Genomic DNA, 24,925 nt, shown 5'->3' on the forward strand with positions numbered 1-24,925 from the left:
TGCCATGGACGCGCCTGGCGTGCTGATCTCAACCTCTGGTTCGAGAAGTTTCGCGGGGGCGAGTTTTGCGTCGATGGATCCTGGCCGCCGCGGCGGTCGTGAGCGTGGGCGGCCCGCTGCCGGCCCTGGCGGGCGTTCGCCCCAAGGCCCCTGCCCCCGCCGCCTCGGAAGACGCGTTCCAGATGGCCCTGGCCGAAGCCGGCGCGGCTCTGCGCAACGGCGATATGGAACAGGCTCGCAAAGTGCTGCAGCGGGCCTGGCGCTCGCCCGGCTTCGCCACCGCCCCCGCCGACCTTCGCCACGACCTGCTGTTGGCCCTGACCGGGCTGGCCGTCGAGGCCAAGGCCTGGGCCGACGCCAAGGAAGCCATCGCCGCCGCCACCGCCATGCCCGAGGCGACCGGCGACGACTGGATGGCCCGCTGGGAGGTCGCGGCCCGCGCCGGCGACAAGGCCGAGGCCGTCGCAAGCCTCACCACCCTGGCCGAGCGTTTTCCCAAATCGCTCAGCGACCTGGACGACGACACGGTCGACTACTGGATCAACGAGGCCAGCCGCCAGCCGCAAGGCGAGGCGGTCCACTTCCGGCTGGTGGACGCCGTCGCCAAGGGCGGCTGGACCCCGGCCGATCCCTTCGTCGACCTCAGCGATATGCGGCGCCGCTACGCCCTGGGCCTGCTGACGCGCGGACGCGTCGCCGAGGCCGAGCGCGAAGCCGCCAAGGTCACTTTCGGCGAGGCGATCATGCTGATGCGCGCCGACAAGCGCTTTGACGCCCTGGTCGGGACGGGTCCGCAGCGCTTCGTCGTCAAGTCCGCCTCCCAGGCCCGCCTGAAGGCGATCGAGGCGCTGCTGAAGACCGACACCAGACGCCTGTCCGGCCCGATCGCCCAGGCCGAGACGCTGATCGCCCTGAACCGGGCCGACGAGGCCCTGGCCGTTCTCGACGCGGCCATCGCCCGGGCCAATGCCGACCCGAAGGCCTTCGATGACCAGAGCACCAAGTTGAGCTGGGCCCACAACACGCGCCAGGCCGCCCTCAACTGGCTGGGCCGGCGCGAGGAGGCGCTGGAGGCCTTGGCCGCCGGCGCCCGCGTGCCCGAACGCGGCCAGCCCAACATCAACCAGACCCTCAACCTCGCCGTCGCCCAGGTGTCCGCCAACCAGCCCCGGGCGGCGCTGGCCACCGCGGCCTCGGCGCGGATGGACCTGATGTCGCCCTATGGCAAGGCCGTGATGCTGAAGGCCAAGACCTGCGCCGCCGCGACCGCCGGCGAGCCCGCCCTGGCCCTGGCCGCGCGGCGCGAGCTGGAAGCGCTGGGCGACGCGGCCAAGGGCAACAGCCTGGACGCCCTGCTATGCGTCGGCGACCTGGACGCCGCCGCCAAGCTGGTGATCGCGCGCCTGGCCGATGCTGAGAGCCGCTCGCCCATCCTGCTGGAACTGCAACGCACGCCGCCCTCACCGCATCCCACCGCCTACGGCCTGAGCCAGGAAGCCAAGCTGGAGCAGCTGCGCCAGCGTCCCGACGTCCTGGCCGCCCTGGAGCCGATCGGCCGCATCGTGCGCTATGCGCCGGCCGATCTCTGGTAAAGGCCCGGAACGCCCGCCTCCGTCACGGCTTACCTCCTCGAACCCGCGAGGAGACGGCCCATGCTCGGAGACAAGGACGCCCAGGCGACGATCGGCGTGCGGGACCTCAACGTCTCGCGACCGTTCTACGAGGAGGTGTTGGGGCTGAAGCCTCTGCCCAGCAGCGAGCCCAGCGTGATGGGCTTCCAGGCCGGCCAGGCCCAGGTGCTGGTCTATGAGAGCGAGTATGCCGGGACCAACAAGTCGACAGTGCTGACCTGGTCGCTGGGCGAAAGCTTCGACGAGGCCGTGCGGCTGCTGCAGTCAAAGAACGTCGCCTTCGAGCACTACGACCTGCCGGGCATGACCCGCGAGGGCGACATCCACACAGCCGGGCCGATGAAGGTGGTGTGGTTCAAGGACCCGGACGGCAAGATCCTCAGCCTGGGGAACTACTGAGCCAGTGGTGATGAAAACGTCGCCGAGCCTCGCCATAAACGGGTCCTCGCAAGCTCCCGGCTCAACCCTGGCAGCGCCGCTCGTGACACGGCGCACCGGCTCGGCTGGAGCGCTCTAGGAACCGAAATGCCAGACGCCCGCGCCCTCGCCCGCTTTGTCGACGCCCAGACCAGCACCTACGGCACGGCGCTGGCCGAACTGCGGCGAGGCGAGAAGACTGGCCACTGGATGTGGTTCGTCTTCCCACAGATCGCCGGCCTGGGCCGCAGCCCCACCGCTCAGCTCTACGCCATCGCCGACCTGGCCGAGGCGCGAGCCTATCTGGCCCACCCCGTGCTGGGCCCGCGCCTGGTGGAGGCGGTGGAGGCCATCAACGCCCTGCCCGGTCACGACGCCCACGCCGTCTTCGGCGCGCCCGACGACCTGAAGCTGCGCTCCAGCCTGACCCTTTTCCAGGCCGCAGCTCCGGACGAGCCGGCGTTCAGCCAGGCGCTGGACAAGTACTTCGCCGGCGAGGCCGACCCGCTGACCCTGGCCCGGCTGGGCTAGCGCCCCCCGGGCCAGTTCCTCGATCAGGAAGGGCTTGTTCAGCACCAGCACGTCGGCGAAGGCCGGGGCCACGCCGGAGCGACCATAGCCGGTCGCGAAGAAGAACGGCACGCTCCGGTCACGCAGCCGCTGAGCCACCGGGCTGGACGAGCGGCCGTCCAGATTGACGTCGAGAATGGCCAGGTCAAAGCCGTCGGCGGCCGCCAGCTCCAGAGCCTTGCCCAGACGCGAGGCCAGGCCGGCGACGGTGTGACCCAGCCCGTCGATCATGTCCTCCAGGAGCATGGCGATGGTCATCTCGTCTTCGTCCCCGATATTGGCCTCGATCCGGCAGACCAGGCCCTCGGGTTCAAACGCCAGGCGGACCTCGCCGTTCAGCTCCGCCGACAGACCGCGCTCGATCAGGCGCGAGCCGAAGCCCCGCCGGGTGGGCGGGCTGACGGTCGGGCCGCCGCGCTCGACCCATTCCAGGGACAGGCGCAGACCCTTGTCCAGGCGATGGGCGGTCCAGCGGACGGTCACCACCCCGGCCGCGTTCGACCACGCGCCGTACTTGACCGCGTTGGTAGCCAGCTCGTGCGCGGCCAGGGTCAGGGCCAGGGCCGACTTGGCCGAGATCTCGACATCCTCGCCGTTCAGCACCAGCCGCTCGGGATCGTCGCTGTGCGAGCCGACCGCCTCCAGCAGCACGCCGCGCAGGTCCACGCCCGTCCTGCGCTCGCCGGTCAGCAGGTCGTTGGCGCGGGCCAGGGCCACCAGCCGGGCCGAAAACTGGGTGGCGGCCTGGTCGATGTCGTCGGCCCGGCGGAAGGTCTGCATGGCGATGGACTGGACCATGGCCAGGTTGTTCTTCACCCGGTGGTTCAGCTCATTGACCACCAGCCGCAGGTGGTCGTCCTTGCGCCGACGCTCGGTGACGTCGGTCGCCATGCCGAACCATTCGACGATCTCGCCGTCCGGCCCCAGCACCGGAATGGCCCGCGACAGGGTCCAGCCGATCGCGCCGTCGGCCTGGCGCACGCGATGCTCCAGTTCGAACGGGGCCTTGGCCGCGATGGACTGGGCGATGGCGGCCCGCAGGATCGGGTGGTCCTCCTCGGGAACATAGACATCGATCCAGTCCGTGGTCGGCCCGCCGATGTCGGCCAGAAAGCCGCGGCCATCCAATTGCCGCGCCTCCCGCCAATCGGGGCTCATCCGATAGACAACGTCGGAGCTGGCGTTGACCAGGGCGCGGAAGCGGCCCTCGCTTTCGGCCAGCAGAGCGCGCTTGGCCTCGACCCGCCGGGCGGCCACCACCTTTTCAGTGGAGTCACTGCAGATATCGAGAACGCCCGCCACCGCGCCGGTCTCGTCGCGCAGCGGGCTGTAGGAGAAGGTCCACCAGGTATCCTCCTCGTAGCCGTTGCGGGTCATGAGCAGGTGCTGGTCCTCTGACCAGGTCGCCTCGCCCGCCAGCACCTGGCGGATTAGGGGCTCCAGGTCGGGCCAGATCTCCGCCCAGACGACCGCCAGCGGCTGCCCCATCGCCCACGGATGGCGCGCGCCCAGGAATGGCGCGTAGGCCTCGTTGTAGAACAGGACGAGGTTGGGTCCCCAGGCCACGAACATCGGAAAGCGCGAGGAGAACATGATCTCCAGCGTGGTCTTCAACGACTGCGGCCAGCCTTCCGGCCCGCCCAGGCTGGTCGCCGTCCAGTCGACGGCGGCGAACGCCTACCGTGCGGCGTCGCCCAGGATCATGCCGGGCGTTTCGGTCGGCGCTTCGGACCGGGCGGAGGAAGACATGCCTCAGGCATAGAGCGTCGCCGGGCGGCTGTCACCGATCGGCGGCCCCGGCATTAACATGGGATACGGGCGGCTAGAGGCTCACCGTCTTCAGGGTCGTAAAGCCCGCCTCGCTCTCGATCCGCAGGCGATAGGTTCCGGGCCGCAGGAGGAGCACGGCCCGGGTCTCGTCCTTGGCTAGCACGTGCTGGTCGGCGGGCACGGCGCGGTCGGGCTCGTAGGCGTGGACGGCCTGGACGATCACCGGCTCGCCACGCGGCCGCCGTGGCGTCTTGACCATCACCCGCTGGCGCATGGGATCGGCGGCCAGCCAGCCGGGGCGGCCGTCGACGTCCGGCAGGCTGGGATGGAAGACGGCCAGGTCCGCGCCGGCCATCTCCGCGCCCAGAGCGCGGCCGCGGGCCCGCACGACGATCGGCGCCTTGGGCGCGAACCGCTCCAGCACCGCCAGGGTCAGCCCCTGGTCGACGCCGTGCGGTCCGAACGAACCGGTATAGGCCTGGCTGACCGACAGCGGCTCGATCCCGGTCTGCTCCTGGAAACGCTGGGCCAGCCAGCGGTTGCCGCGCAGGTCGGGCGTCTTGCGCAGATGCGAGAAGCCGACATGGACCAGAACCCGCGACGATGGATGGGTGGCCAGCACGGCGGCCAGGTTCTCGGCCTGGGCAGTCTCGCGGCGGGCGATGGCCTCCGCGCCCTTGATGGCCATGTCGGCCTGGTCGAAGCGCTGTTCGTGCGCCTCCAGCCGGTAGCCAAGAGCCAGGGCCTCACGCGCCGCGTCGGCGAACATCGGGTCATAGGTGTAGTAGCCGAAGCTGGGCTCGAAGGGCTGGCCGGCCGTCATCCCCCGCACGCCCGGCGCCTCGCCCGGCTTGCGATTGGCGAAGGTCTCGCAGGCCAGAATGTCGAAACCCTCCGGCCGCAGGGCCCGCAGCACCTTGGCCAGGAACAGCCGGTGGCGCGAGGCCGAGTGCGACTCGTTCGGCATCACCACCCGCCGCCCGATCGTGAGACGCCACTCTCTCCATCGGAGGTTGTTCACGACAAGGCGCGCCTGGGACACCTCCCGCCACTCTGCTGCCACTCCTCGTCAGCAGCCCCTCTAGCCTTCGCGTATCGGCGATCCTAATTTGGGGTCATGCCTCGCAGCCCAAACTCCGGCGTCTCCGACGTCTCCACGCCCTTCGTCATGGACAATCTGGGCGGCGCCGTCGGCGATGTCGCCGCCGGGGTCATGCCCATGCTGTGGACTCCGCACCGCCCCGCGCGGCCGGACAAGTCCGAGGGCGGCAAGAAGTTCAAGCTGGTCAGCGAGTACCAGCCAGCCGGCGACCAGCCGACGGCGATCAAGGAGTTGGTCGAGGGCATCGAGAACAACGACCAGGACCAGGTGCTGCTGGGCGTCACCGGCTCGGGCAAGACCTTCACCATGGCCCAGGTCATCGAGCGCACCCAGCGCCCGGCCCTGATCCTGGCCCCGAACAAGACCCTGGCGGCCCAGCTCTACAGCGAGATGAAGTCGTTCTTCCCGGAGAACGCGGTCGAGTACTTCGTCAGTTACTACGACTACTATCAGCCCGAGGCCTATGTGCCGCGGACCGACACCTATATCGAGAAGGACAGCTCGATCAACGAGCAGATCGACCGGATGCGCCACTCGGCCACCCGGGCGATCCTGGAGCGCGACGACGTCATCGTTGTGGCCTCGGTAAGCTGCATCTACGGCATCGGCTCGGTCGAGACCTACACCGCCATGACCTTCACCCTGACGGTGGGGGATCGGGTCGACGAGAAGCAGCTGATCGCCGACCTGGTGGCCCAGCAGTACAAGCGCAACGATCAGGCCTTCGAGCGCGGCACCTTCCGCCGCCGGGGCGACACCATCGAGATCTTCCCCGCCCACTACGAGGACCGCGCCTGGCGCGTGACCATGTTCGGCGACGAGGTCGAGGCGATCGCCGAGTTCGACACCCTGACCGGCAAGAAGACCTCCGAGCTGGAGACCATCAAGGTCTACGCCAATAGCCACCACGTCACGCCGCGCCCGACCCTGCGCCAGGCGATCATCGAGATCCGCAAGGAGCTGAAGGAACGGCTGGAATGGCTGACCGCCAACGGCAAGCTCCTGGAGGCCCAGCGCCTGGAGCAGCGCACGACCTTCGACCTGGAAATGATCGAGACCACCGGCTCGTGCGCCGGCATCGAGAACTACAGCCGCTATCTGTCGGGCCGTAAGACCGGCGAGCCGCCGCCCACCTTCTTCGAATACATCCCAGACAACGCCCTGCTGTTCACCGACGAGAGCCACCAGACGGTTCCGCAGATCGGCGCCATGTACAAGGGCGACCGCAATCGCAAATGGACCCTGGCGGAGTACGGCTTCCGCCTGCCCTCGGCCCTCGATAACCGCCCTCTCAAGTTCGAGGAGTGGGACGCCATGCGCCCGCAGTCGGTGCATGTCAGCGCGACCCCGGCCGACTGGGAGCTAGAGCGGGCCGGCGGGGTCTTCGCCGAGCAGGTCATCCGCCCGACCGGCCTGATCGACCCGCCGGTCGAGGTGCGTCCGGTGAGCAAGGACAACGCCTCCCAGGTCGACGACGTGGTCGACGAGATCCGCCAGACCATCAAGAAGGGCTATCGCACCCTGGTCACCGTGCTGACCAAGAAGATGGCCGAGGACCTGACCGAGTACCTCAACGAGCAGGGCATCCGCGTCCGCTACATGCACAGCGACGTCGACACCCTGGAGCGCATCGAGATCATCCGCGAGCTGCGGATGGGCAATATCGACGTGCTCGTCGGCATCAACCTGCTGCGCGAGGGCCTGGACATCCCCGAGTGCGGTTTCGTGGCCATTCTCGACGCCGACAAGGAGGGCTTCCTGCGTTCGGAGACCTCGCTGATCCAGACGATCGGCCGGGCGGCGCGAAACGTCGACGGTAAGGTCATCCTCTATGCCGACCGGATCACCGGCTCGATGGAGCGGGCCATGGCCGAGACCGCCCGCCGCCGCGAGAAGCAGCACGCCTACAACCTCGAGCACGGCATCACGCCCGAGAGCGTCAAGCGCGACATCAAGGACATCCTCAACAGCCCCTACGAGCGCGGCGACCGCGTGCTGGTGCCGATGGGCATGTCCGAGACCGACGACCGTCCGTTCAGCGGCGACAACTTCAAGGCCGCGCTCAAGGACCTGGAGGCCCGCATGCGCGAAGCCGCCGCCAACCTCGAGTTCGAAACCGCCGCCCGCCTGCGCGATGAGATCAAGCGCATGAAGCTGATGGACCTGGAATTCGCCAACGAAGCCCTGGCCGCGACCGGCGACGAGGTCGATAAGGCCGCGCCCAAGCGCATCCGCGCGGAGATCCGCCAGGAGAAGGCTGAGGAATTCCGCAAGAAGCGGAAGTAGGGTGCGAGGGGGAGCATCTTCCCCCTTAAGCCCATACACCCCCTTCCCTCGCCGCCTCGCCTCGCGCAGGCTGGCGCCATGACCGATGGCTCACAGCCCGCCCCGCGCCCCAGCGTGCGCGACCTCGTCGAGAAACTGGCGGGGGTGCTGGTCACCGCCGGCCTGATGGTGGCCGGCCTGTTCGGCCTCGGCGTGCTGGACGCCTGGATCGCCCGTCGCGACGACCTGTTCCTGAAGACCATTCCCGACGTGCTGGTGTCGTGGCGCGACCCCTCGCCGCTGGCCTTCTGGGCTTTCATCCTGACCCTGGCGGTGCCGGCCCTGGTGGTGCCCGGCGCGTTCGGCCTGGACAGCAAGGCCGTGCCGCCCGGCGTCGCCCGCCGAGCTCGCCTGGTCGCGGTCACCGCCTCGGCCTTGGCGGTCGCCGGCGGCATCGGCGTCGCCGCCTTCGCCGCCCGCCCGGAGCTGGGCCTGGCCACGCCCTTCGGCGCAGCCTGGCTGATCGACGGCAAGGCCCGCGAGCACTGGTCCTGGGGCGCGGCGACCAGCGTCGGCGTCGGCTGTAGCACCACGCCCAGCCAGATCACCGGCGAGGCCCCGACTCACGCCTTGAACTACGACGTCACCTTCCCCAGCAGCGCCGAGGCCCGCCTGGCCCGCGACACCACCGACCTCCGCGCCTGGCTGGGCAAGATGACCCCGATCGACGAGAGCCTGCGCGCCCGCAAGGTTCCGCGGTTCGCCGCCGCCGAGCCCGCCTGCATGGCGCATTTCGAGAAAGGTCTGGCCGAGCCGGATAAGGCCCGATTGCGGACGCTGATCGGCCTCTAGGGCTTGGCCGCGGCCGCCGGCGCGTACTTGCAGGCGCTGGCCTTGCGCTTGGCCATCAGGGCGCGGACCCAGTCGCTGGTGTCCTCGCCGTCCACGAAGGTCGGCGGGTTGGGATAGATCAGCTGCACCAGGGTGCCGTTGTCGAGGTCCGACGCCTTGAAGGCCGGGACCTTGGGGTCGTCGACCTCCAGCGGGTCGATGACGGCGATCTTCAGGCTCGGATCGCGCAGCTTCAGGCGCTCGACTGTCCCGAGGAAGGCGGCGCTGTGGAAATTGCCGTTCAGGTGCAGGACCTTGGCGCCGGGATTGGCCTTCAGGGCCAGGAAGATCGCCTCGGCCATGGTGTCATCGCGGGCGGTCTGGGCGGCCAGGCTGCGCTCGGCCTTGGCCAGGGCCTCGGGCGATTGGCTGGCGCCGCCGCCGTGGGCCGCCGCGCCCGACTGGAAGCGCATGTACTTGGCGCGATAGGCGCCGGTCCCGGGATTGAGCTGCCGCGCCACCCAGCCACGCTCTTCCGGGGTGAACTTGTCGAGGATCTCCGGACCGAACTGGCCGATGCACGAGATGGCCCAGGTCGGGGCCTCGGACGCGATCACCGGCAGGCCGCGCGCCTTGGCGAACTCGACCAGCGGCCGGTACGAGGTCGGGTAGTTGTCCCAGGCCCGGCCCTTCTCCTTCAGGGCGTTCTCGCCGACCTTGCCGGCCAGATAGGCGTCGATGACGCCTTGCGTGTCGCGCTCGAACTGCTCCAGCGACAGGACGTAGCGCAGATGGCGCGCGACCAGGGCCCGGAACAGCGCCTGCTGCTGGGCGTGCACGCCCGGATGGCGATGGCTCTCGCCGAAGAACACCACGTCATAGGCCGACAGCAGCTCGGCGGCCTCGGCGGGGCTGACCACGCGCGGCTGGCCGGTCTTGGCGTCCTTCATCACGAAGGCGGTGTCGTAGAAGTCGGCCAGGCCCTGGCTCAGGCGGTAGCCGTCGCCGGCGGGCTGAACGGTCTGGGCGGCGGCCGGGGCGGCAAGCAGCAGCGACGCCGCGATCGCGGCGTGGAGCAGAGCGGATTTCGTCGTCATGACGTCTCGATGGATAGGTTCGGCGGCCCAGCTTCCTATACTGCGCTCCCTCTCCCATAGGGAGAGGGTTGGGGTGAGGGGTTACGAGGTCAGCCGGGGCGCCGGCACGCCGTCCACCACTGTAACCCCTCACCCTCCCACCGCTTCGCGGCGGGCCCCTCCCTCTCCCTATGGAAGAGGGATTCTATCCCACCATCCCCGCCAGCCGCTGGCGAATGAGCGCCTCGGCTTCGCTCATGATGCGGTCAATCAGCACCTTCACGGTCGGGACGTCGTGGATCAGGCCTTGGATCATGCCGGCGGTCCAGACGCCGTGGTCGACATCCCCGCTTTCTAGTCCCTCTCTCCCGCGCGCGCCCTTCACCAGGTCGGCGACGTCCTCGAACTTGGCGCCGCCGGCGCGCTCGATGGCCACGACTTGCTGGCTGATGGCGTTGCGGGCCACGCGGGCGGTGTTGTGCAGGGTTCGGAAGATCAGGTCAGTGGCGCGCTCGTCGTTGGCGACCATGGCCTGCTTGAAGTTCTCGTGGATCGGGGCTTCCACCGTCGCGCAGAAGCGGGTGCCCATGTTGATGCCGTCCGCGCCCAGGGCCAGGGCCGCGACTAGGCCGCGGGCGTCGCCGAAGCCGCCCGAGGCGATCATGGGGATCTTCACCTTGTCGGCGGCGGCCGGGATCAGGATCAGGCCGGGGATGTCGTCCTCGCCCGGGTGGCCGGCGCATTCGAAGCCGTCGATCGAGATGGCGTCGACGCCCATCCGCTCGGCCGACAGGGCGTGACGGACGGCGGTGCACTTGTGGATCACCTTCACGCCGTTGGCCTTGAAGTGATCCACATGCTCCTGCGGCTTGTAGCCGGCGGTCTCGACCACCTTGATCCCGCTCTCGATGATCGCGGCGCGATACTCGGCATAGGGCGGCGGGGTCATGGCCGGCAGGATGGTCAGGTTCACCCCGAACGGCTTGTCGGTCAGGTCGCGGGTGCGGGCGATCTCCTTCGCCAGGGCCTCGGGCGTGGGCTGGGTCAGGGCGGTCAGGAAGCCCAGGCCGCCGGCATTGGCCACCGCCGCGACCAGCTCGGCCTTGCCGACCCACTGCATGCCGCCCTGGGCGATCGGATGCTCGACGCCGAACAGCTCGGTGAAACGGGTCTTGATGGCCATGATGCGCTTCCCTCTGATTTTGAGGGACTATGGCGCGGCGCCCGCTACGTCAGGCAAGCGGCTTCCGCGGGGCCGGCTTTCGGCGACGAAGCGCCGGAGGCCGGGTCAGCATCAGGGTCGCGGCGAACAGCGGGATCATCGGGCGCTCCACGTCGTTGCGGACAGCGCCGCCGACATGGAGCTAAGCCGTCGAGACGGCCGCCCGGTTCCCCGTTCGATTGTAAGAAAGCGTGGCTAGGCCAGCCCTGTTACTGCAGGCCCGCGCGGCCGATGGCGTAGAAGCGCTCGGAACGCTGCTTCTTCAGCTCAGCGGCGCTCATGTGGGCCATGGCCTTCAGCTCTTCTTCCACCGCATCGCCGACAGCCTGGATGGCCACGTCGGCGTTGGAATGGGCGCCGCCGGCCGGTTCCTCGACGATGCGGTCGACGATGCCCAGCTTGATCAGGTCCTGGGCGGTGATGCGCATGTTGGTCGCCGCGTCCTTGGCCCGGGCGCCGTCGCGCCACAGGATCGAGGCCGCGCCTTCCGGCGAGATCACCGAATAGATCGAGTGTTCCAGGATCAGCACGCGGTTGGCGCCGGCCAGGGCGATGGCCCCGCCGCTGCCGCCTTCGCCGACGATCGTCGCGACCATCGGGGTGCCCAGCGTCAGGCAGCGTTCCGTCGAGCGGGCGATAGCCTCGGCCTGGCCGCGCTCCTCGGCGCCCAGGCCCGGATAGGCGCCGGCGGTGTCGACAAAGGTGATGACCGGCAGGCTGAAGCGCTCGGCCATGTCCATCAGGCGGACGGCCTTGCGGTAGCCTTCGGGGCGGGCCATGCCGAAGTTGTGCTTCAGGCGGGTGGTGGTGTCGTGGCCCTTCTCGTGGCCCATGACCACGACCGGCTGGCCGCGGAATCGACCCAGGCCGCCGACGATGGCCTGGTCGTCGGCGAACTTGCGGTCGCCGCGCAGCTCGACGAACTCGTCGATCAGGCCCGCGACATAATCGCGCAGGTGCGGCCGCTGCGGGTGCCGCGCGACCATGGTCTTCTGCCAGGCGTCGAGATTGGAATAGGCCTCGGTGCGCAGCTCCTGGGCGCGATCGCGAAGGGCCTGGATCTCGCTGTCGAACGCACCCGGCCCAGCCGTCTCGGAGAGCTTGCTCAGCTCTTCGATTTTGCTTTCCAGGTCAGCGATTGGACGTTCGAAATCGAGATAATGGGCGGCCATGGACTCTTAACGTCGCCGTGGATGAAAGGGTGCGAACCTAGTGGCGTAATGCCTCGAGGGAAAGAGGCGAGATTCAGACCGGGAACCGCCCCGAATCCGCCGGGTTTTATCCACAGGCTCCCAGTGTGGATCCCCAGGTGAGTCTCGAAACAAGACTCTCTGGTCTGGTGAATCGCGACATAGAGTCCTATGTTGCTTTGTAGCAGGTCGCGGAAGACGACTTGCGCCCGCGGCCCCCGCCCATCGAATGTGGCTCGGACCCGCCTGATGAGAGCAAAGTGTTCCCATGCAGGTGTTCACCTTTTTCTGTGTTGAATCCGACGGTTCGGTTCCGCGCTTCGACGTCACGCCGTGCGCTGACGACAAGGCCGCCCGTGTGCGCGCCTTCGAACTTCTGGACATGCATACCCGCTGCGACTTCGTGGAAGTGTGGCGCGGATCGCAACGCGTGTTCGACGTCTCGGCGCACCACGCGGTGGCGGCGTAACACCTCAATTCCCCACGCGATGAATTATTGCGCCGCAACCTGAGCGGCTGTAGCGTCTGCGTCCGGACGGCGCCCAAAACGGGCGCCGCGCACCGGAAGGCCGCTTCATGGACGCATCGGTCCTCACCGCGCCGCTCATACCGCCTGCTCCGAAAGTCCATCCCAAGCCGCTCGGCCCTGAGCTGTTCGGCCAACTGCGCGTCGCCTGGGAGATGGGCCGAAGCCTGGTCGGGGCCTATAGCGAGGACGACTTCGAGAATCTGGTCACGCCTTATGTGTTCATGGGCAGTCCGGGCCTGGTGGTCAGCGACCCGACCGCCGCGCGTCAGGTCCTGACCTCGCCGAACTATCTGCGTCCCGTGAAGGCCAGCCGGCCGCTCAAGCCCCTGGTCGGCGAAGGCCTGCTGCTCAGCGAAGGCGAGACCTGGCGGCGGCAGCGCAAGAGCCTGGCCCCGGTCTTCACGCCCGCCGCGACCGGCGGTCTGCTGCCCCATTTCGTCGCCGCCGGCGCGGGCCTGGTCGAGGCGCTGGCGGGGCAGGACCGCGCCAACCTGGCCCAGGCCTTCCATCACGCCACCCTGGACGCGGTGCTGCGCGCCCTGTTCTCGCGCCGCGCCGACGCCGAGGGCGCGCTGCTGGCCGACCTGGCCCGTCGCTACATGGAGGGGCCGGCCCACTTCAAGCTGCTGGACTTCGTCAGTCGCGGCGCCGACGACCTGATCTTCATGGACGGCGACCGGCGGGCGATGGGCCGGCGCTGGCTGCACACGGTCGACGCCCTGATCGCCGAGCGCCGCGCCCATCCGCACGCTCAGGTGCGGGACATGCTGGACCGCCTGCTGGCCGCCCGCGACGAGGAGGGCGCGCCCCTGCCCGACCAGGAGATTCGCGACCAGTGCAGCTCGATGCTGGCGGCGGGCTTCGAAACGACCTCGCGCCTGCTGTTCTGGGCCGCCTACCTGCTGGCGCTGGACCCAGCGACGCAGACCCGGGTGCGCGCAGAGGTCACGGCCTTCCCCGCGCAGCAGGTGAGCAGCCTCGATGACCTGAAGGCCTGGCCGCTGCTGCGCTCGGTGCTGTTCGAGACCCTGCGCCTCTATCCCGCCGCACCCTTGATCGCCCGCGCGGCGCGAGGGGCCGACACGGTGATGGGGTGCGAGGTCGTCCCCGGCTGCATGATCACCATCAGCCCCTGGCTGATGCACCGGCACCGCAAGCTGTGGGACGCCCCGACCGCCTTCCGACCCGAGCGCTTCATTGACCAGGCCCACCCATGGGGCATGGAGGCCTTCATCCCGTTCGGCGCGGGGCCGCGGGTCTGCATCGGGGCGGGCTTTGCCCTCGCCGAGGCCCAGATCGTGCTGGCCAGCCTGCTGCAACGGTTCCAGATCGGGCTGGACAGCGACCGGCCGGTGCTGCCCAAGGCCTCGATCACCCTGGGGCCGGACCACGAGCCGGTGTTTGCGCTGACGCCCTTGAACCGCGCGGCCTGAAGCGTCAGCTTCGCGCCAGTTGTTCGAAAGGCCCCGCCATGACCGAGACTCCCGCCACGCGTCCTTCCGCCACCGCCGACGACAGCGGCCACGGCGGCCTGCAGACCTTCGTCACCGCCGGCCCGGCCACGATCGTCGCCGACATCGCCGCGGCCAAGGGCGGTCTGGACCTGGGGCCCGATCCGCACGAACTGGTCTGCGCGGGCCTGGCGGCCTGCACCAGCATGACCCTGCGGCTCTACGCCAACCAGAAGAACTGGGACATCTCGGCCATGCACGTCGAGGTCTTCCACCACTTCGACGCCGACCAGACCCCGCACGACCGCTTCGAGCGCACGATCACCCTGGAAGGCAACCTCAACGACGAACAGCGCGAGCGCCTGTTCCAGATCGCCGACAAGTGCCCGATCCACAAGCTGCTGACGGCGGGGGCGCGGGTGGTGACGACGGTGGGCGGGGAGTAGCTCAGCCTAGGTCCTCCCCCGCGTTGCGGGGGAGGTGGCCCAGAGGGCCGGAGGGGGCTAGCTCGGCCTTCGCAGCACTTGCCCCCTCAGTCGCTCCGCGACAGCTCCCCCGCATCGCGGGGAGCATCTTAAAACCCGTACAGCGCCGCGTACTCCCCATCCTTCGCCGCGATCTGCCGCGCGCAATCGACCATCACCTTGGCCTGTTTCCAGGTGGCGTCGTCCTGCATCTTGCCGTCGATCATCGCCACGCCCGTCCCGTCCGGCATGGCCTCCAGGATCCGCCGCGCGAAGGCCACCTCGGCGGGGTCCGGGCTGAACACGCGCTTGGCGATGTCGATCTGGCTGGGGTGCAGGCTCCAGGCGCCGGCGCAGCCCATCAGGAAGGCGTTGCGGAACTGCTGCTCGCAGGCGACCGGGTCGTCGATCGCCCCGAACGGACCATAGAACGGCTTGATGCCGTGGGCGGCGCAGGCGTCGACCATCTTGGCGAAGGTGTAGTGCCAGAGGTCCTGCTGCACCGAGGCGCGGGCCGAACCGTCCGCATGCGGATCTTCCACCACGCGATAGCCCGGATGACCGCCGCCGACCCGCGTGGTCTTCATCGCCCGGCTGGCCGCCAGGTCCGCCGGCCCGAGCGAAATCCCCTGCATGCGCGGGCTGGCCGCCGCGATGGCCTCGACGTTCATCACGCCCTCGGCCGTCTCCAGGATGGCGTGCAGCAGGATCGGCCGGGTCACGCCGTGCTTGGCCTCCAGCGAGGCCAAGAGCTGGTCCATGTAGAAGATGTCCCACGGCCCCTCGACCTTGGGGACCATGATCACGTCCAGCTTGTCGCCGGCCTTTTCGACGATGGTGGCGATCTCATCCAGGTGCCAGGGCGAGTTCAGGCAGTTGATCCGCGCCCAGAAGCCCACGCCCAGCGCCTTGAAGTCGACCTCGCGCGACATCGCCACCAGGCCGGCCAGGGCCGCGCCCTTGGCGTCGGCGGGGATGGCGTCCTCCAGATTGGCCAGGATGACATCGACGGTCGGGGCGATCTCGGGGAGCTTGGCGCGGACCTTGTCCAGGTGCGGCGGCACGAAGTGGATCATCCGCTCCACCCGGGCCGGCAGCTCGCGATACGGCGCGGGCGCGCCGATGGCCAAGGGTTTGAAAAAGCCGCGCGCGGTTTTCACGTCATCACTCTCCCCATGACCCCTCTCCTCGCTCATCCCCGCGAAAGCGGGGACCCAAGCCGAGCTGACCGAGGAAACCCTGATTTTCAGCTTAGGTCCCCGCTTTCGCGGGGATGAGCGGTGTAGGGGTGTGTTGGCGAGGACTGTGCTGCGGCGCAATATGCGACGTCAAGGCTGCCGCTTGCGTCAGGCCTTCGCGGGCGGCGGCGGTTTCGGGGCCTCTTCCGGATCCTCGCGCTCGAGGTCGGCGGCGGCGTCGTTGCTGGAGCCGGGCTTGACGGTCTTGGCCTTGCGGCGACGGGCGGCGGGCTCCAGGCGCAGGCTGGTCAGGGCGTCCTCGCCCTCCTCGCCGAACAGGCCACGGACACGGATGTCGCGCTGCGGATAGGGGATCTCGATGCCCGCCCCTCGCAGGGCGTCGTCGATCAACCAGGTATAGGCCGCATAGATCGCCGCCGGGCGGCGCACGGCGTCCACCGTCGGCCAGACCACCAGTTCGAACTTCAGGGCGTGGTCGCCATAGCCGACCAGCCAGACCTGGGCGCGGCGGGTGGCGTCGTCGGGCGAGGTGTAGGGCGCGGCCTTGGCGGCCTTCAGCACCGCCTCGCGCACCTTGGTCTTGTCGGCCCCGAAGGCGGTGACGAACGGCACCCGGATGCGGCGGTTGGTGCCGCGCAGGGTCCAGTTGACCACCTGATCGTTCACCAGCACCGAGTTGGGCACGATGATGTCGGTGCTGTCATTGGTGCGGATGCGCGTGGCGCGCGGGCCGATCTCGTGCACCACGCCGCGGCCGCCATTAGGCAGCTCGACGAAGTCGCCCACCGCCACCAGCCGCTCGAACACCAGGCTGACCCCGGACGCGAAGTCCTTGATGATGCCCTGCAGGCCCAGACCGACGCCCACGCCCAGGGCGCCGGCGAACACGGTCAGCGAGGTCAGGTCGACGCCCATGGTCGACAGGCCCGCCATCACCCCGATGACCACCAGAGCGTAGGTCGCCACCTTCTCGACGATGTAGAGCGAAGCGGCGCTGCCGGCCGCCCGTTCGCGCAGCCGGCGCAGGCCCGCCGAGGTCAGCCGCGCCGCGACGATGGCCGCCACGACGATCAGTACGCCCGCCGCCAGCCCGCCGACGGTCACCGAGGCCTTGCCCAGCTTCAGGAGTTCGAAGGAATCGAGCGTGCGGAGCGGGTTGGCGGCCATGGCCGGAGTTTGGAGCGAGCCGCCGCTTCGGATCAAGAGCGCGCTACAGCACCCAGTTCACCGCCACCGCTGGGGTCACCGAGGCCGTCACGTTGCGGCCGGCGGGCACGATGCGCGCCCCGACGATGACGCCGACCTTGGGCGTAAAATTGTACTCGACCGCCGGGGCCAGGATCAGGGCCTGGCTGACCGGATAGCGGCGCTGGACCGCCGCGCCGTCCAGAACGCCGGCCACTTCCGTCGCCGCGTCGCGCTGCCAGGCGACGTCCAGCGCCGCCACCCAGTTTCGCGTCACGCTGTACTCGAAGGCCAGGTTGGCCAGAAGCGTGTCGCCCGGCCGGGCCTTGCCCGCAAAGCCCTTCGCCGTGCCGTAGACGCTGGCTCCGCGCACCTTGGCGTCGCCGGCGCGGGTGTAGGCGACGTTCAACCGCGTGCGGAGGATGCGGCCGTTCGGCATCCAGAAATAGTGCTGCGAATTGACGCCCAGGGTGGTGGCGTAGGCCCCGCTGCCGAAGCCGTCATTGGGCCGCTCGTCCAGGCGGTCGTGGCGGCCGATCGGCAGGTTCTCCTGCAGCATCACCGAGATCGTCGGGACCCGGCCGCCTTCCTTGTACTGTGTCAGCCGGTACTGGACCTGGGCGGTGACGTCGCCGACGCCCAGCCCCTGGCTCCAGCGCCCGCCAGCCCGGCGATAGCCCAGGTGCGGGATGAAGCCCGCGGTCAGGGTGTCGGTCACGCCGTACAGCAGATAGGCCGACGAGCCGATATTGTCCTCGTCCGGCGCGCTGCGCCGTTTGCCGTCGGCGCCGAAGCGGCCATAGGGCTTGGCGTCGAACAGATAGGGCTCGATCAGCGCGTGGCCCTTGGGCAGGGTCGAGGCTCCGGAGGCCAGCAGCGGCCCGGTCCACCAGGCCTCGTCCAGGCCCTGGCGGTCGGGGGCGATCGCGAAGACCGGCGAGCTCAGCGCCAGCGCGGCGGCCGCGCCCAGGACGGCGCGGCGGATGATCGATGACATTAGGTCCCTCCGAGACGGTCGGGCGAACCTTCGCGTCTCGGAGAACCGCATTCTGTCAGCAGTGTGCTAGCGGCCGACCATCGCCATGCCGGCGGCCGTGTAGCGCTCGCCTTCCACGGCCGTTTCCGGCACGGCGGCGGCGATGCGGGCCAGGTCGTCGGCCGAGAGGACCACATCGACCGCGCCGAGGTTCTCCTCCAGGCGGGCGATCTTGGTGGTGCCCGGGATCGGGGCGATATGCTCGCCCTGGTGCAGGATCCAGGACAGCGCCAGCTGGGCCGGGGTGATGCCCTTTTCGCCCGCGATGACCGTCAGGGCCCCGACCAGGCCGAGGTTCTTGGTCAGGGCCTCGCCCTGGAAGCGCGGCAGGCCACGACGGAAGTCGTTGTCGGCTAGGTCGCTCTTCAACGCGCCGGTCAGGAAGCCCCGGCCCAGCGGGCTGTAAGGCACCAGGCCCACGCCCAGCTCGCGCAGGGTCGGCAGCACCTCGGCCTCCAATTCGCGGAACCACAGCGAATATTCGCTCTGCAGGGCCGCGACGGGCTGCACGGCGTGGGCCTTGCGGATGGTCGCCGCACCGGCTTCGGAGAGGCCGAAATGCTTGACCTTGCCCTCGGCGATCAGGTCCTTGACCGCCCCGGCCACGTCCTCGATCGGCACGTTGGGATCAACGCGGTGCTGGTAGAACAGGTCGATGACCTCGACGCCCAGGCGCTTCAGCGACGCCTCGGCGACGGCGCGGATGTGCTCGGGGCGGCTGTTGGTCCCCCGCATCCGCGAGAAGCCTTCGCCCGTGCCTTCCGGCGCGATGTCGAAGCCGAATTTGGTGGCGATCACCACCTGGTCGCGGAAGGGCTTGAGGCCCTCGCCGACCAGGACCTCGTTCAGATAGGGGCCGTAGACCTCGGCGGTGTCGAAGAAGGTGACGCCCAGCTCGACGGCCTTGGCCAGAACCTTGTGGGCGTCGCCGGGCTCGAGGGCGGTGCCGTACACCTGTCCCATGCCCATGCAGCCGAGACCGATGGCCGAGACCTCCAGGCCATCGCCGAGTTTGCGCGTCTTCATGGGAAGCTCCTTCGATTGGGGTGACGACGAAGATGGTTTCGATACGCGGCGAACCTAGAGGGTCCGCGCTGTTGTGGAGGATCAGGCAATCTTCCCGGCGCAACGACCAATCTTTTTTGGCGCCGGATGTCGGAACGCATCCGCCCGGCCCGTCCTAGGCTGACAACAAAGGAGGAAGACCGCCATGCCCAAGACCAGCCCCTTCCTGTGGTTCGACAAGGAGGCCGAAGAGGCCGCCGCCTTCTATGTCTCGATCTTCCCGAACTCGAAGATCGTCCGCGTCGACCGCTATCCGACCGATGCGCCTCAGGGTCCCAAGGCCGGCGACGTGATGACCGTCAGCTTCGAGCTGGACGGCCAGCCCTGGACGGCAATGAACGCCGGCCCGGCCTTCACCTTCAACGAGTCGATCTCGTTCGTGATCGACTGCGATGGCCAGGAGGAGGTTGACCACTACTGGGACGCCCTGACGGCCGACGGCGGCCAGGCGGTGCAGTGCGGCTGGCTGAAGGACCGCTACGGCCTGTCCTGGCAGGTGACGCCCAAGCAGCTGATCGAGTGGACGACGGGCGAGGACCGCGAGGCGGCCGCGCGGGTGTTCAAGGCGATGATGGGGATGGTGAAGATCGACGTCGCGGGGTTGCGGGCGGCGTATGAGGGGGGCTGAGGCTATAAGCGCCCCCTCCGGCCCTTCGGGCCACCTCCCCCGCTTCGCAGGGGAGGAAAGGTCTTCATCCTCCCCCGTGCAACGGGGGAGGTGGCGCGGCGCGTAGCGCCGTGACGGAGGGGGCGCTCTGGTCCGCGCGCCCGCCCTAAGCCGCCAGCTTCATCAAACTCCCCGGCGGCATGTCCCGGCGCACCTGCCGATCCAGGTCCTCGGTCATCTGGTCCAGGTCCTCGAACGTGTCCTCCGTCTCCTTGACCTCGTCGGAGCGTTCGAACTTGCCCGGCTGGGTCAGCATGCCCTTGATCTTGGCGGTATGGAGCTCGTCCTTGAACGCCTTGCTCAGGCTACGGACGAACTTGATGAAGTCCATGTCGCCCTCGACCTCGACCTTGGCCTGGTCCTCGATCGCCTTGCGGTCGGCGGCCTGCTGCTCGGGCGGCAGCGTCGTGTCCGGGGCGGCGGCCAGGTCCTGGGCGAACATCTCGCCGGAGTCCTTGGCGGCCTTGGCGTAGTCCTTGACCGCGCCCTGCAGGTCCTTGGCCGCCGCCGCCAGGGCCTTGGCCATGCCCTTGGGATCGTTGGCGTACATCTGCTTCAGCATCTTCAGCTTCTCGACCAGCTTCAGCAGCTTGTCGCGCGCCCGCCCCTTGGCGTCGCCGATCGCGGTCTTGCGACCGGTCCGAAGATCTTTCTTCAGCTGGTCCAGGGCCTCGGCCTCCGGACTCCTCTTCTTCGCCGGTTCCTGGGCGGGCGCGGCCTTGCCATAGGCCGCCAGCGCCATCGTCCCCACCTGCCCCGTCACCCTCATGGCCTTCGAGCCTCACGCGGCCATTCTGGCCTGCCTTTGGCGGCCAGAATGGCGTAACGCGGGTCGCCCTAAGGTTAAGCTCAGGCCTTCTTGACGAATTCCGTCCTCAAAACGAGGCCCTTAACCTTGTCGACATTGGCCTCGATCTCGTCGGGGTCGCCGGTCAGGCGGATCTTCTTGACCACCGTGCCGCGCTTCAGCGTCACGCCGCCCGAACCCTTGACCTTCAGGTCCTTGATCAGGGTGACGGTGTCGCCGTCGGCCAGGACGGTTCCGTTGGAGTCGCGGGTCTCTTCGCTCATGATCTCTATTTCTTCCGCCCCAGCGGATGCTTGGTCTGAACGACGTGGGCCAGGTGCTCGCCCGCCACGTGCGTATAGATCTGGGTGGTTGCAATATCGGCGTGGCCTAGCAAGGTCTGAATGACCCTTAAGTCAGCGCCGCCTTCCAGGAGGTGGGTGGCGAAGGCGTGGCGCAGCACGTGCGGGCTGACCTTTTCGCGGTCGATGCCGGCGGCGATGGCGGCGTCTTCCAGCAGCTGTCCCACCCGGCGGGCGGTCAGGCGGCCGGTCGAACCGCGCGAGGGGAACAGCCACGGGCTGTCCTTGGTGCCCTTCGACAGGAACGACGGCCGCTCGGCCAGATAGGCCTTCACCGCCGCTCGGGCGGCGTCGTTCAGCGGGGCCAGCCGTTCCTTGCCGCCCTTGCCCTTGACGATCAGGAAGGCTGGATCGCGGGCCAGGGCCGTCAGCGGCAGGGCCAAGAGCTCGGAGATCCGCAGGCCCGAGGCATAGATCAGCTCGATCATGCACGACAGGCGCAGACCCTGGGCGCCGTCCTTTTCGGTGGCGGCGGCCAACAGGCGCTCGATCTCCTCGCGCTCAAGCACCTTGGGCAGCGGCCGGCCGGCCTTGGGGGCGGCGACACGGCGCGAGGGGTCGTCGGTCCGCCAGCTCTCGCCCAGCACGAAGCGATAGAACTGGCGCACCGACGAGCGGCGGCGGGCGGCGGTGGCCGGCGACAGGCCGCGCGCGCCCAGGTCCTGGAAATAGGCCTCGATGGTTTCGGCGTCAGTGTTGTCGAGATCCACGCCGCGGCCGGCCAGGAACAGCCGGGCGTCCTCCAGGTCCTTGCCGTAGGCGGTCAGGGTGTTGCGGGCGGCCGCGCGCTCGACGGCCATCATCTCCAGGAAGGCGTCGACCCAGCCTGCCCCCTTCGCGCTCACTTCGTGAACGCCAGACCCAGGATGCCCTCGACGACGATGGCGCGGGCGTCGGCGGAGAGGCCGGCGTGGTTCACGGCCTCGGCAATGCGGGCGCGGTCCACCGGCGCGGGACCGGTCGCCCCGGCGTCCAGGGCGATCGACAGGGCCAGCAGACCGGCCTCGCCCTTGCGCTTGGCGGCGCCGGCGTCGTCCAGCAGCAGGGCGCGGGCCGGCGAGGCGACGGGCTTGGCCAGGTCGAAGCTGGCGAACTGGGCGCGGGCGTCGGGGTCCAGACCCCCGCCCAGGCTGGCCAGCAGCACGGCGGCGGGCTGGGCCGGCGACTTGGGACCGCCGGTCGCGCCGCGCGAGACCAGGTTGCCCAGGATCTGGTTGTCGACCTTGCCGGACGCCGCCGCGATCAGCGCGTCCAAGAGGGCCAGGTCGGTGGTGTTGGCGCCGGGGATGGTGTCGCCGACCAGCCGGCCGCGGATGGCTTGGGCGCTGGCCACGTCACCCGAGGCCACGGCGGCACGGGCCAGCAGCACCGGGTCCTGCAGCGGACCGCCGGCCGAGGCCAGCACCGCGATCGAGGCGGCCGAGGCGTGGGCGGCCTCGACGAAGGCGGTCAGGGTCTTGGCCTGGCGCAGGAACGCCAGGTCCGAAGCTTCTTGCGCGGTCAGGTCCGCGCCCGAGGCCACGCCCGACAGGTCGCCAGTCGGCTTCAGCACCGACTTCAGGGCCGGCGAGGCCGAGGCGATGGCGGCGGCCGACTGGACGTCCAGGTTCAGGCGGCGCGACAGGGCGTAGTTCACCCCGTTCTTCAGATTGGCAGCGCCGGGGGCCGTGCCGGCCAGCGCCGCGCCCATCAGCCGGGCGTAGTCGGCGTCCTTAGTCCCCGCCTGAGCCAATTGGAACGTGAGTTGCGCCGCGTCAGGCTGGTCGGCCTTCAGCTGGCAGAAGGCCCGCAGCCGCAGCCAGTAGGCCGCGCCGCGATCGACGGTCAGGGCCTGCTCGACGCGGCAGGCCTTGTCATCGTCGCCGCTGATCAGGGCCGCTTCCGCGCTCGCCATCGACAGCGCCGCGCTGCCGGGCGCGCCGGTCACGCGGTCGAGCACGGCGTTGGCGCCCTTGGCCTCGCCGAGTGCAATGAGAGCCAAGCCGCGCTGAGCGCCCATCTCGGCGTCGTCGCCCACCCCGGCTGGACCATTGGCGCCGGTCGACAGCATCCGCCGCGCCAGGCTGGCGAAGGCCGGCGACAGCGGCTTGGACCCGCCCAGCTTCGGCACGACGTCGCGCATGATCGCCGGGGCGGTCCCCTTCCACAGATCACCGCCAATGCCGGTGTCGGCGACCGGGCCGGAGAAGTAGTCCGGGGCGGCCAGGGTCTTGACCGTGACCTCTTCCTGGGCGCCGGCGAGGGCGGGAACGGCCAGCGCCAGGACCAGCGCGGCGGCGAACGGAGAACGCTTCGAAATGACCATGGACCGGTTATGACGCATGACGGAGTTCTCGCAAACTTGGCGGTTAGCCCTACCCTCGTGTAAACCCGCGACCGCATCATGACCGAAGCTGCTGAACCGCCCGAAACCCTGCCCGCCGCGCTGATCGACGCGAAGGCCGACCTCGCGCCCTTCCGCGAGCGCACCATCGTGCTCGTGGGGCTGATGGGCGTGGGCAAGTCCAGCGTGGGCCGCCGTCTGGCCAATGTGCTGGAGCTGCCGTTCCGCGACGCCGACAACGAGGTCGAGGCCGCCGCCGGCCGGTCGATCTCCGAGATCTTCGCCGAGCTGGGCGAATCGGCCTTCCGCGACGGCGAGCGCCGGGTGATCGGCCGCCTGCTGGACGAGCCGCCGCACGTGCTGGCCACCGGCGGCGGCGCCTTCGTCAATCCCGAGACCCGCGCCCTGATCAACGAGAAGGCCGTGTCGGTCTGGCTTAAGGCCGATATCGAGCTCTTGGCCCGTCGCGTCTCGCGCAAGGACAACCGCCCGCTGGTGCGCGGCAAGGACCCGGTGCAGGTGCTGACCCAGTTGGCGCAGGCCCGCAACCCCGCCTATGCCGAGGCCCAGGTCCACGTGCAAACCGGCGACACCCCGCACATGGTGGCCGTCGAGGCCATACTGGCGGCCCTGCGCGCGTCCAATCTTAGTAAGCCCACGGAGTAAGCCCATGATCCGCACTGTTTCCGTGGGCCTGGGCGAGCGCGCCTATGACGTCGTCATCGGTCCGGGCCTGCTCGACACCGCCGGCGAGCGGATCGTTCCGGTGCTGGGCAAGCGCAAGCGGGTGGCCATCGTCACCGACTCGAATGTCGGCGAGCACCACGGCGAGCGCCTGGCCGTCGCCCTGGAAAAGGCTGGCGTCGCGGTCGACGTCATCACCATCCCGCCCGGCGAAGAGAGCAAGAGCTTCGAGGGCTTGGCCGAGCTTTCAGACCGCCTGCTGGCCCTGGGCCTGGAGCGCGGCGACCAGATCGTGGCCTTCGGCGGCGGCGTCGTCGGCGATCTCGCCGGCTTCGCGGCGGCGATCTACAAGCGCGGCATCGACTTCGTGCAGGCGCCGACCACCCTCTTGGCCCAGGTCGACAGCTCGGTCGGTGGCAAGACCGCCATCGACACCCCGCGCGGCAAGAACCTGATCGGCGCCTTCCACCAGCCGCGCCTGGTGCTGGCCGACCTGGACGTGCTGTGCACCCTGCCCGCCCGCGAGCTGGCCTGCGGCTATGCCGAGATCATCAAGTACGGCCTGCTGGGCGACTTCGCCTTCTTCGAGTGGCTGGAGACCAACGTCGCCAAGGTGCTGGAGCGCGACGTCGACGCCCTGGTCCGCGCCGTCGGCCGCTCGGTCGAGATGAAGGCCGAGATCGTCGCCGAGGACGAGAAGGAAGCCGGCCGTCGCGCCCTGCTGAACCTCGGCCACACCTTCGGCCACGCCATCGAGGCCGAGATGGGCTTCGGCGACGCGCTCAAGCACGGCGAGGCCGTCGGCGTCGGCATGGCCCAGGCCTTCCGGTTCTCCACTAAGCTGGGCCTCTGCCCCACTCAGGACGCCGTCCGCGCCGAGGCCGCCATCAAGGCCGCCGGCCTGCCGACCACCATGGCCGATGTCCGCTCCGAACCCTTCAACGCCGACGCCCTGGTCGCCCACTGCGGCCAGGACAAGAAGGCCGAAGGCGGCAAGCTGACCTTCGTCCTGGTCCGCGGCATCGGCGACGCCTTCGTCGCCAAGGACGTCGACCGCGCGGCGCTCAAGACGTTCCTGATCGAGGAAGGCGCGGTCTAG

24 protein-coding genes and 2 pseudogenes are annotated in these 24,925 nt (G+C 69.3%); 13 read left to right on the forward strand and 13 right to left on the reverse strand.

Annotation, left to right across the window (positions count from 1 at the left end; translation table 11 throughout):
- Nucleotides 1–65: 65 nt before the first annotated feature.
- From ABDW31_RS01240 to ABDW31_RS01250, 3 genes are all read left to right on the forward strand, one after another.
- The gene (locus ABDW31_RS01240) at nucleotides 66–1,592 is read left to right on the forward strand and encodes a hypothetical protein (RefSeq protein ID WP_184716779.1); all 1,527 of its coding nucleotides are present in this window, start codon (nucleotides 66–68) and stop codon (nucleotides 1,590–1,592) included.
- Between the two features lie 60 nt (nucleotides 1,593–1,652).
- Entirely contained in the window at nucleotides 1,653–2,030 is a 378-nt protein-coding gene (locus ABDW31_RS01245; RefSeq protein ID WP_184716777.1) for a VOC family protein, read from the forward strand.
- Nucleotides 2,031–2,156: 126 nt separating this feature from the next.
- Nucleotides 2,157–2,579, forward strand: a complete 423-nt coding sequence (locus tag ABDW31_RS01250) for a DUF1810 domain-containing protein (RefSeq protein WP_184723655.1) — start codon at nucleotides 2,157–2,159, stop codon at nucleotides 2,577–2,579.
- Nucleotides 2,580–3,218: 639 nt separating this feature from the next.
- Here ABDW31_RS01250 and ABDW31_RS01255 read toward each other — a convergent pair.
- Nucleotides 3,219–4,211, reverse strand: a pseudogene (locus ABDW31_RS01255) (HWE histidine kinase domain-containing protein); the annotation flags it as partial.
- Between ABDW31_RS01255 and ABDW31_RS01260 the strand changes: the two are divergent.
- A complete protein-coding gene (locus tag ABDW31_RS01260) occupies nucleotides 4,210–4,380 on the forward strand; it encodes a hypothetical protein (protein ID WP_184716775.1) in 171 nt (56 codons plus the stop codon). The pseudogene ABDW31_RS01255 and the gene ABDW31_RS01260 sit on opposite strands and share 2 nt — an antisense overlap.
- Before the next feature lie 60 nt (nucleotides 4,381–4,440).
- Here ABDW31_RS01260 and ABDW31_RS01265 read toward each other — a convergent pair whose 3' ends face one another.
- The gene (locus tag ABDW31_RS01265) at nucleotides 4,441–5,355 is read right to left on the reverse strand and encodes a hypothetical protein (protein WP_184716773.1); all 915 of its coding nucleotides are present in this window, start codon (nucleotides 5,353–5,355) and stop codon (nucleotides 4,441–4,443) included.
- A gap of 150 nt (nucleotides 5,356–5,505) precedes the next feature.
- Between ABDW31_RS01265 and uvrB the strand changes: the two genes are divergently transcribed.
- Entirely contained in the window at nucleotides 5,506–7,776 is a 2,271-nt protein-coding gene (gene uvrB, locus ABDW31_RS01270; RefSeq protein ID WP_184716772.1) for an excinuclease ABC subunit UvrB, read from the forward strand.
- A gap of 78 nt (nucleotides 7,777–7,854) precedes the next feature.
- The gene (locus ABDW31_RS01275) at nucleotides 7,855–8,607 is read left to right on the forward strand and encodes a hypothetical protein (RefSeq protein ID WP_184716771.1); all 753 of its coding nucleotides are present in this window, start codon (nucleotides 7,855–7,857) and stop codon (nucleotides 8,605–8,607) included.
- Here the strand turns inward: ABDW31_RS01275 and ABDW31_RS01280 are convergent.
- On the reverse strand, nucleotides 8,604–9,683 hold the full coding sequence (locus ABDW31_RS01280) for a ChaN family lipoprotein (RefSeq protein WP_184716770.1): 1,080 nt from the start codon (nucleotides 9,681–9,683) through the stop codon (nucleotides 8,604–8,606). The two genes, ABDW31_RS01275 and ABDW31_RS01280, sit on opposite strands and share 4 nt — an antisense overlap.
- On the opposite strand from ABDW31_RS01280, the pseudogene ABDW31_RS01285 reads away from it, so the two are divergent.
- Nucleotides 9,682–9,870 (forward strand): annotated as a pseudogene (locus ABDW31_RS01285) (hypothetical protein); the annotation flags it as partial. The gene ABDW31_RS01280 and the pseudogene ABDW31_RS01285 sit on opposite strands and share 2 nt — an antisense overlap.
- Here ABDW31_RS01285 and ABDW31_RS01290 read toward each other — a convergent pair.
- Together ABDW31_RS01290 and ABDW31_RS01295 are read right to left on the reverse strand one after the other, a co-directional pair.
- Complete coding sequence (locus ABDW31_RS01290) at nucleotides 9,868–10,845, reverse strand: nitronate monooxygenase family protein (protein ID WP_184716769.1); 978 nt, start codon at nucleotides 10,843–10,845, stop codon at nucleotides 9,868–9,870. The pseudogene ABDW31_RS01285 and the gene ABDW31_RS01290 sit on opposite strands and share 3 nt — an antisense overlap.
- 248 nt (nucleotides 10,846–11,093) lie before the next feature.
- Entirely contained in the window at nucleotides 11,094–12,056 is a 963-nt protein-coding gene (locus tag ABDW31_RS01295; RefSeq protein ID WP_343698235.1) for an acetyl-CoA carboxylase carboxyltransferase subunit alpha, read from the reverse strand.
- 286 nt (nucleotides 12,057–12,342) lie between these two features.
- On the opposite strand from ABDW31_RS01295, the gene ABDW31_RS01300 reads away from it, so the two are divergent.
- The 3 genes from ABDW31_RS01300 to ABDW31_RS01310 all read left to right on the forward strand — a co-directional run bounded on the left by ABDW31_RS01300 (nucleotide 12,343) and on the right by ABDW31_RS01310 (nucleotide 14,500).
- The gene (locus ABDW31_RS01300) at nucleotides 12,343–12,543 is read left to right on the forward strand and encodes a hypothetical protein (RefSeq protein WP_172271133.1); all 201 of its coding nucleotides are present in this window, start codon (nucleotides 12,343–12,345) and stop codon (nucleotides 12,541–12,543) included.
- Nucleotides 12,544–12,650: 107 nt separating this feature from the next.
- Nucleotides 12,651–14,036, forward strand: a complete 1,386-nt coding sequence (locus ABDW31_RS01305) for a cytochrome P450 (protein ID WP_184716767.1) — start codon at nucleotides 12,651–12,653, stop codon at nucleotides 14,034–14,036.
- A 38-nt stretch (nucleotides 14,037–14,074) separates the two neighbouring features.
- Nucleotides 14,075–14,500, forward strand: a complete 426-nt coding sequence (locus tag ABDW31_RS01310) for an OsmC family protein (protein WP_184716766.1) — start codon at nucleotides 14,075–14,077, stop codon at nucleotides 14,498–14,500.
- A gap of 128 nt (nucleotides 14,501–14,628) precedes the next feature.
- Here ABDW31_RS01310 and ABDW31_RS01315 read toward each other — a convergent pair whose 3' ends face one another.
- From ABDW31_RS01315 to ABDW31_RS01330, 4 genes are all read right to left on the reverse strand, one after another.
- The gene (locus ABDW31_RS01315) at nucleotides 14,629–15,678 is read right to left on the reverse strand and encodes a CoA ester lyase (protein ID WP_343698236.1); all 1,050 of its coding nucleotides are present in this window, start codon (nucleotides 15,676–15,678) and stop codon (nucleotides 14,629–14,631) included.
- A gap of 186 nt (nucleotides 15,679–15,864) precedes the next feature.
- Complete coding sequence (locus ABDW31_RS01320; protein ID WP_343698237.1) at nucleotides 15,865–16,884, reverse strand: mechanosensitive ion channel domain-containing protein; 1,020 nt, start codon at nucleotides 16,882–16,884, stop codon at nucleotides 15,865–15,867.
- A gap of 43 nt (nucleotides 16,885–16,927) precedes the next feature.
- Nucleotides 16,928–17,899 (reverse strand): transporter, encoded by a 972-nt coding sequence (locus ABDW31_RS01325; protein WP_184716763.1) that lies wholly within the window; start codon nucleotides 17,897–17,899, stop codon nucleotides 16,928–16,930.
- Nucleotides 17,900–17,965: 66 nt separating this feature from the next.
- Nucleotides 17,966–18,964, reverse strand: a complete 999-nt coding sequence (locus ABDW31_RS01330) for an aldo/keto reductase (RefSeq protein WP_184716762.1) — start codon at nucleotides 18,962–18,964, stop codon at nucleotides 17,966–17,968.
- 184 nt (nucleotides 18,965–19,148) lie between these two features.
- Here ABDW31_RS01330 and ABDW31_RS01335 point away from each other — a divergent pair, with 184 nt between their 5' ends.
- Nucleotides 19,149–19,631, forward strand: coding sequence for a VOC family protein (locus tag ABDW31_RS01335; protein ID WP_184716761.1), 483 nt, complete (start codon nucleotides 19,149–19,151; stop codon nucleotides 19,629–19,631).
- Nucleotides 19,632–19,776: 145 nt separating this feature from the next.
- On the opposite strand, the gene ABDW31_RS01340 is transcribed toward ABDW31_RS01335, so the two are convergent.
- The 4 genes from ABDW31_RS01340 to ABDW31_RS01355 form a co-directional block, all read right to left on the reverse strand.
- Nucleotides 19,777–20,439 (reverse strand): hypothetical protein, encoded by a 663-nt coding sequence (locus ABDW31_RS01340; RefSeq protein WP_343698238.1) that lies wholly within the window; start codon nucleotides 20,437–20,439, stop codon nucleotides 19,777–19,779.
- Nucleotides 20,440–20,519: 80 nt separating this feature from the next.
- A complete protein-coding gene (locus tag ABDW31_RS01345) occupies nucleotides 20,520–20,741 on the reverse strand; it encodes an alkylphosphonate utilization protein (protein WP_184716760.1) in 222 nt (73 codons plus the stop codon).
- A 5-nt stretch (nucleotides 20,742–20,746) separates the two neighbouring features.
- Nucleotides 20,747–21,664, reverse strand: coding sequence for a tyrosine recombinase (locus ABDW31_RS01350; RefSeq protein ID WP_184716758.1), 918 nt, complete (start codon nucleotides 21,662–21,664; stop codon nucleotides 20,747–20,749).
- Complete coding sequence (locus ABDW31_RS01355) at nucleotides 21,661–23,142, reverse strand: hypothetical protein (RefSeq protein WP_184716756.1); 1,482 nt, start codon at nucleotides 23,140–23,142, stop codon at nucleotides 21,661–21,663. Before ABDW31_RS01355 ends, ABDW31_RS01350 begins: the two co-directional genes overlap by 4 nt.
- Nucleotides 23,143–23,202: 60 nt before the next feature.
- Between ABDW31_RS01355 and ABDW31_RS01360 the strand changes: the two genes are divergently transcribed.
- Nucleotides 23,203–23,808: a shikimate kinase gene (locus ABDW31_RS01360; RefSeq protein ID WP_184716754.1), complete on the forward strand. Its 606-nt coding sequence runs from the start codon at nucleotides 23,203–23,205 to the stop codon at nucleotides 23,806–23,808.
- A 4-nt stretch (nucleotides 23,809–23,812) separates the two neighbouring features.
- Entirely contained in the window at nucleotides 23,813–24,925 is a 1,113-nt protein-coding gene (gene aroB / locus ABDW31_RS01365) for a 3-dehydroquinate synthase (protein ID WP_184716752.1), read from the forward strand.

It is taken from the genome of Caulobacter sp. (genome assembly GCF_039596335.1).
GTDB lineage: Bacteria > Pseudomonadota > Alphaproteobacteria > Caulobacterales > Caulobacteraceae > Caulobacter.